This window comes from Micromonospora sp. BL4 (genome assembly GCF_003667505.1).
Taxonomy (GTDB): domain Bacteria; phylum Actinomycetota; class Actinomycetes; order Mycobacteriales; family Micromonosporaceae; genus Micromonospora.
In genome coordinates, this window is record NZ_RCVJ01000276.1 from 1 (window position 1) to 5865 (window position 5865).

A 5865-nucleotide genomic window follows, 5' to 3' on the forward strand; every position below is an offset into this window, starting at 1 on the left:
CACCCCGCCGCCGGACGACCCGGCGAGCGGCTCGTCGAAGTTCGGCGCCTACCGGACCGAGCTCGACGACCTGCGCCAGGCCCGGGAGCCGTTCGCCGGCCGCATCCCGGACTGGCAACAGACGGTGGAGGCGTCCGTGATGGACACCGCCGACGACATCGCGTACGCCATCCACGACGTGGAGGACTTCTACCGGGTCGGAGTGCTCCAGCAGGGGTCGGTCTCCGCCGAGCTGATGGCCTGGCAGCGGGAGAGCGGGCACTTCCGGGCGATCACCGACGCGGCGCTGGCCACCGCCGCCCGGCGACCCGGAGCGGCGATCGAGCGGCTGCGCCGGCAACTGCACCGCAAGGACGCCTGGATCGCCGACGACGACGCGTTCGCCGCCGCCGTCGAGCACGTCCGCGAGGAACTGGTCGACGGGCTGCTGGCGATGCCGTTCGACGGCTCGATCGAGGCCGAGCAGTACGTGGCGCGCTTCTCCGCCCGCTGGTCGACCCGCTTCGTCGAGGCGATCACGGTCACCGACCAGCCGTCCGTGCGCTCCGGGTACGTGCTGCTCGGCTGCGCCCAGTGGCACGAAGTGCAGGTGCTCAAGTTCGTCCACCACCGGTTCGTGCTGGCCCGCCCCGATCTCGCCCTGCACCAGCGCGGCCAGGCCCGGCTGCTGGGCACCCTGGTCGAGGCGCTGTGGGAGTGGCTGCTCGACCCGGAGGAGGAGTCCCGGTTGCCCCGGCGGCTGCACGACCTGGTCGAGTTGGCGGAGGCGGAGCTGCACCCGCGCACCTCGGACCGGATCGGCCGGGCCCGGGGCCGGGCCATCGTGGACTTCGTCGCGCAGCTCACCGACGGTCAGGCGGTGGCCATGCTGGACGCGCTCTCCGGCCGCTCCGGCGCGCTCTGGACCGACGCCTTCGTGCTCTGAGCTCAGGCGACGGCCTGCCACCAGCCGTCCACGGCCGGTGGGTCGTCGACCACCACGCGCTCGCCGGGGCGGGGAACGGCCAGCCGGACGTCGCGGGCCTTCGCCTCGGCCCACAGCCGGTTCACCGGCTCGGACCAGTCGTGCAGGGCCAGGTTGAACGTCGCCCAGTGCACCGGGATGAACAGCCCGCCGCGCAGGTCGAGGTGGGCGTCCACCGCCTCCTCGGGGAACATGTGGATGGTCGGCCAGGCCCGGTCGTACGCGCCGATCTGCATCAGCGTCACGTCGAACGGCCCGTGTTCCGCGCCGATCGCCGCGTACCCGTCGAAGTAGCCGGAGTCGCCGGTGTAGAAGACCTTGCGGGACGTCCCCTGGATCACCCAGGAACTCCAGAGCGTGCCGTCACGGCGCAGCCCCCGGCCGGAGAAGTGCTGGGCCGGCGTCGCGATGACCGTCAGCCCGTCGATCTGGTGACTCTCGGACCAGTCCAGCTCGATGATCCGGTCGGCCGGCACCCCCCACCGATCCAGGTGGGCCCCCACCCCCAGCGGCACCAGGAACGGCGCGGACTGCCGGGTGACCAGCTCCTGGACGGTGGCCATGTCGAGGTGGTCGTAGTGGTCGTGGGAGATGAGGATCGCGTCGAGCCGGGGCAGCTCGTCGAGGCGTACCGGGGGTTCGTGCAACCGACGGGGACCGACCAGGGCCGACGGGGAGCAGCGTTCGCTCCAGACCGGGTCGATGAGCACCCGGTAGCCCTCGATCTCCACCAGGGCGGAGGCGTGGCCGTACCAGATGACGCCGAGTTCCCGGTCGGTGCCGGAGGTGGCCGGCTCCTCGGCCGGACGGAGCAGCGGCACCGCGGTGGTCGGGCGGCGCTTCTGCTTGCCGAAGATCAGCTCGCGGAGCAGGTTGCGGCCCGGGTCGGCGACCATCGTGCGGGTGCCGGCCTGGTTGTGGAAGGTGCCGTCGCGGAACTGGGGCGAACGGGCCGCCCGCTCGGCCCGGACGCCGGCGAGCCGGCCACCCAGTGCCGCCGGCACGTCCCGGGCCACCCAGGCCAGGCCGGCCAGAGCGGCCAGCCCTGCCGCGCCGCCCAACCGTCGCCCGAGCGACCGCTCGACCTCCGTGCGTTCCGCTGGTGCCATCGCCGTCCCTCCGCCGTGTCCCGCACTACACGGTAGTCACCCGGGCCGGCTCGTGCCCCGGCGGTCGGCGCACCGGGCCGGCCGCCGCCGCGGCGGCCGGCCCGGGAACGTGCTCAGCCGCCGTTGCTGGGTCGCCGGGTCGCGATCCGGTACGCCGTGCCGGCGCCGGCGAGCCGGTCCACCGCGGCCAGGAACCGGGGCCCCATGGCGGCCCGGGCCTGCACCGCCGGGTGGGTGGCGCCGAAGTCGTCCGGGTCGGCCTGCCCGTCGGCGAACAGCGCGTAGGTGAGCACCGCGGCGCCGGAGCGGTCGAAGATGATCCCGGCCTCGTGCCGGGCGTCGGCGAACCAGCCCGCCTTGGTGGCGATCCGGGCCCGCTCCTCGGAGGACATGGTGCGCCGGATGCCGTCGGTGAACGCCACCGGGGCGCGCAGAAGCCCGAGCAGGAACGCCGTCGACGCGGGGGAGAGCAGGGTGCCGGCGACCAGGGCGCGCAGCAGGTCGTGCGTCTCCCGGGGGGTGCTGGTGCCGAGGAAGAACCGGTTCGGGTTGGCCACCGGCTCGACCTGCGTGTTCGGGAAGCCCTTGGCGACCAGGATGGCGTTCAGCTCGGCGGCCGGGCAGACCGATCCGCACAGGCGCACCGCCGTGTCGTCGGAGACGGTCAGCAGGGTGGCCAGCACGTGCCCGAGGGTCACGCTGCTCGGGTACGCGCCGTCCAGGCTGAAGATGCCGTCGCCGCCCGGTACGACGATCGCCTCGGTCACCTCGACCCGCTGGTCCAGCGTGAGCAGCCCCCGGTCGATCTTGTCGAGCACCGCCGTGGCGACCGCGATCTTGTTGACGCTGTACGCCTCGATCCGCCGGTCCGCCTCGGCCGACACCGCGACCACGGGCGCTCCGGCGGGGTCAGCCACGCTGACGTACGCCTGCCAGTTGCCGCCGGCCTCGGTGCTGAGCCGGGAATAGCTGGCGGCGACCCGGCGGGCGGCCTGGGCCGGGGTGGTCGGCCTCGGTTCGGTCGTTGCGGCGGCGCTCGCCGGGCCGGCGGCGCCGAGCACCGTACCGGCGGTGGCCACGGTGCCCAGCCCGAGCGCGGTCCTACGGTTCAGTCGGATGGTCAATCGTCTCCCCCATCGTGGTGCGCCGGAGCGCTTGCCGGACCACCACACTAGGCGAGTTGATCGATGCAAGGTGCCCCCCCGACCGCTCAGCCGAACCGGCGGCGCAGCACGGCGCCCACCGGCCCGGGCACGCCGCGGGCGAGCTGCCGCAGGTCAGGAAGGTGACCGCCGCGCACCGCCTCGCCGAGCGGGTTCGGGGCGAAGACCGTTCCGTCGTGCGCGTCGACCGGCTGCCCGCTCAGGCCCGCCAGCCGCATCAACGGGCCGACCAGGACGTCGTACACGCCGGGCAGCACGGTGAAACCGGCACGCAGCACCACGTTCAACCGGCCCACGGACACCTCCCGACGGGGCCGGTCCACGCAGTCCACGATGGCCCGGGCCACCCGCTGCGGGCTGGTGACCGGCGGTGGAGGCCGGCCGACCCGACCCAGGTAGTTGGCCGCCTGCTGGTACACCGGGGTGTCCACGCTGCCCGGGTTGACCAGGCACAGCCGGATCCGCGGGCTGTCGCGCAGTTCCTGCTGCAGCGTCCGGACCAACCCCTGCAAGCCCCACTTGCTGGCCACGTAGGCGCTCATGTACGGCGCGGTGATATGCCCGAGCACCGAACCGGTGAGGATCAGGGTGCCGGCCCCGGTCGCCCGGAAGTGCCGCAACGCCACCCGCGCCGAGCCGGCCGCGGCCAGCAGATCGGTCCGCACCACCTGGTCGAAGACCCGTTCCGGCAGCTCGTCGAAGCGTCCGTAGGCCATCACGGCGGCCGTGTGCACCCAGACGTCGATGCGGCCGAACCGGTGCGTCGCGGCGCCCGCGAGCGCCTCCAACGCGCCCGGCTCGGTGACATCGGTGGGCACGGTCAGCACGTCGACGTCGGGGCACTCCGCGCGTACCTCGGCCAGGGTCTGTGTGGCGCGGGCGGCGAGGACGAGGCGGTCGCCGCGCTCGGCGAACGCCCGGGCCGTCGCCCGGCCGATCCCGCTGGTCGCGCCGGCGATCACCACGACCCGGCTCACGGAGCGAGCACGACCTTGATGCAGCCGTCCTCCTTCTTCTGGAACATCTCGTACGCCTCCGGCGCCCGGGCCAGCGGCACCCGGTGGGTCCGCAGGTCCTCCACGCCCAGCGGGTCGTCGTCACCGGCGAGCAGCGGCAGGATCTCGTCGGTCCACCGGCGCACGTGGCACTGCCCCATCCGCAGCTGAATGCCCCGGTCGAACATCTCCATCAGCGGCATCGGGTCCGCCTCGCCGCCGTAGACGCCGGAGAGCGAGACGGTGCCACCACGGCGGACCGACTTCAGCGCGGCGTGCAGAACCGAGAGCCGGTCCATGCCCACCCGGTCGGTCATCGTCTGGGCCAGCTTGTCCGGCAGCAGCCCGACGGCGGCGTGGGCCAACTTGCCCACCGGTGAGCCGTGCGCCTCCATGCCCACGGCGTCGATCACCGCGTCGGGGCCGCGTCCGTCGACCAGGTCGATCAGCGCGCCCGGCACATCGTCGAGCTCCCGGACGTCCAGCACCTCGATTCCGTGCCGGCGGGCCAGCTCCAGCCGCTCCGGCACCAGATCCAAACCGATCACGCGACCGGCGCCGAGGTGACGGCCGATCCGCGCGCAGAACTGGCCGACCGGGCCCAGCCCGAACACCGCCAGCGTGCCGCCGGGCGGGGTGTCCGCGTACTTCACCGCCTGCCAGGCGGTGGGCAGGATGTCGGAGAGGTAGAGGTAGCGCTCGTCGGCGCCGGTCTGCGGAACGGTGATCGGCCCGAAGTGGGCCTGCGGAACGCGCAGGTACTCGGCCTGCCCGCCGGGGACCGAGCCGTAGAGCGAGGTGTAGCCGAACAGCGCCGCGCCCTTGCCCTGGCTGGTGACCTGGGTGGTCTCGCACTGGGCGTACAGCTGGCGCTGACACATCCAGCAACTGCCGCAGGAGATGTTGAACGGCACCACCACCCGGTCGCCGGGCTTGAGCCGGGTCACCTCCGGCCCAACCTCCTCGACGATGCCCATCGGCTCGTGGCCGAGGATGTCGCCCGGCTTCAGGTACGGCCCCAGCACCTCGTACAGGTGCAGGTCGGACCCGCAGATCGCCGTTGAGGTGATCTTCACGATCGCGTCGGTCGGCTCCTCGATCCGGGGGTCCGGGACCTCCTCGACCCGTACGTCCCGCTTTCCTTGCCAGGTCAGTGCCTTCATGCCGCCTCGTCCCTTCTCCGGTACGCCTACCGGACTGCTACCCGCGCTCCGGCACTTGAACCGGTCCGGAGTGGCTGCCTCGGAAGGGCTGGGGGCGAACGTCCTGGCTCGGAGGTGGTTGCGGTGCGGGCTGGGGGTGATCCACTCCGTATCGCCGATGTCGTGGTGTCGAGTCGCTCAGATACCGCCATGTCGGCCAAACGGAGTCGATCACGCCCATGGGTCGGGCCGGCGGCTAGATCGACTCGGTTTCCGGAAAACCGGCCTGTCACTGCGCCTCGGACACCCCGCCTTCCTGCAACGCGAGTCGATCAACAGGGCGGACCACCTCCTCGGGACGCGTGGGCGCCGGATGACCACCGGGCTGGGGGCGACCGTTCCCGGCGCAGGGATCAAGCCTGACCGCCCGGAGCCGGGGACGGTCGCCCCCCAGCCCCGACCTCAACCACCCCCGAGCAAGGACGCTCCCCC

At 73.0% G+C, this 5865-nt stretch carries 4 protein-coding genes and 1 pseudogene; 1 reads left to right on the forward strand and 4 read right to left on the reverse strand.

Annotation, left to right across the window (positions count from 1 at the left end):
* Positions 1-925, forward strand: a pseudogene (locus EAD89_RS30110) (phosphodiesterase); the annotation flags it as partial.
* A 2-nt stretch (positions 926-927) separates the two neighbouring features.
* Here the strand turns inward: EAD89_RS30110 and EAD89_RS30115 are convergent.
* The 4 genes from EAD89_RS30115 to EAD89_RS30130 all read right to left on the reverse strand — a co-directional run bounded on the left by EAD89_RS30115 (position 928) and on the right by EAD89_RS30130 (position 5394).
* Positions 928-2073 carry an MBL fold metallo-hydrolase gene (locus EAD89_RS30115; RefSeq protein ID WP_121678041.1) on the reverse strand — a complete coding sequence of 382 codons (1146 nt, stop codon included), beginning with the start codon at positions 2071-2073 and terminating at the stop codon, positions 928-930.
* 113 nt (positions 2074-2186) lie between these two features.
* A complete protein-coding gene (locus EAD89_RS30120) occupies positions 2187-3197 on the reverse strand; it encodes a serine hydrolase (RefSeq protein WP_121654865.1) in 1011 nt (336 codons plus the stop codon).
* An 86-nt stretch (positions 3198-3283) separates the two neighbouring features.
* Positions 3284-4213 carry an SDR family NAD(P)-dependent oxidoreductase gene (locus EAD89_RS30125; RefSeq protein ID WP_121678042.1) on the reverse strand — a complete coding sequence of 310 codons (930 nt, stop codon included), beginning with the start codon at positions 4211-4213 and terminating at the stop codon, positions 3284-3286.
* Positions 4210-5394 carry a zinc-dependent alcohol dehydrogenase gene (locus tag EAD89_RS30130; RefSeq protein WP_121678043.1) on the reverse strand — a complete coding sequence of 395 codons (1185 nt, stop codon included), beginning with the start codon at positions 5392-5394 and terminating at the stop codon, positions 4210-4212. The genes EAD89_RS30125 and EAD89_RS30130 overlap by 4 nt, the downstream gene beginning before the upstream one ends.
* Positions 5395-5865: the final 471 nt, after the last annotated feature.